The sequence below is a fragment of the Gilliamella sp. Pas-s27 genome, from assembly GCF_009795865.1.
GTDB lineage: Bacteria > Pseudomonadota > Gammaproteobacteria > Enterobacterales > Orbaceae > Gilliamella.
In genome coordinates this window covers 1-734 of the sequence record NZ_WTEW01000090.1, presented here as the reverse complement: position 1 = coordinate 734, position 734 = coordinate 1, and the positions used below count along the sequence as shown (strand labels likewise).

1 protein-coding gene is annotated in these 734 nt (G+C 27.0%); it reads left to right on the top strand.

The features are described 5' to 3' along the window. Positions 1-174: 174 nt before the first annotated feature. Positions 175-654: a hypothetical protein gene (locus GQ589_RS11810; protein ID WP_160426450.1), complete on the top strand. Its 480-nt coding sequence runs from the start codon at positions 175-177 to the stop codon at positions 652-654. The last annotated feature ends 80 nt before the right edge of the window (positions 655-734 follow it).

Below are 734 nucleotides of genomic sequence, written 5' to 3'. Positions count from 1 at the left end.
CTATCGTGTATACACTGGAAATATAGGTGATAAAAAAGTAGAAATTTATATGTATGCTACCTCAGATGATGATTTTCACATTATTACGTTGATAATGAAACACACGAAATTACATACTTAGGATCACCTAAAAGAATAGATGATGACTATTATTTTAAAGATAATAAAGAGTCGTTGATTATTAAAAACTTTGATTTTAGCGAAAATCAAACAAAATCCAAGAACGATTTTTTAATAGGATCTTTAAATGAATTTGGTGATTTTAAGTTGAAAAAGATTTTTGAATATAATTTAGCATGGCCATGGGATGACAAAGATAAAATAAAAGAAAAAGATGCTGAGAGAATATTTAATGACACCAAATTTCAAAATATTGAATTTTTACAAATGAATTCAACCAAAGAATTCTATTTTAAAGTTTTAATATCTAAAGAGAGGAAAAGAGGAATTACGATTACAGGAATTAAAGTATATAGTAAAAAGAACGGCGAACTAGTACAGGCAATTAATAATATGAAAGGTTATGGTTTATTTACTTTTAATGCGATTCAAATAGGTGATTTTGATTTTGATGGCAATGAAAATGATTTTTTACTTGCCAATGTCGAAACACATGCCGCTAATGTTCTACAAACATATTACATTTATGTGTAATGGTCTTTACTTAATCTGACATTCAAGTTATTTTATAACACAAATAAGGAGAGTCAGAAATGAATCAAACAGCCAAAATC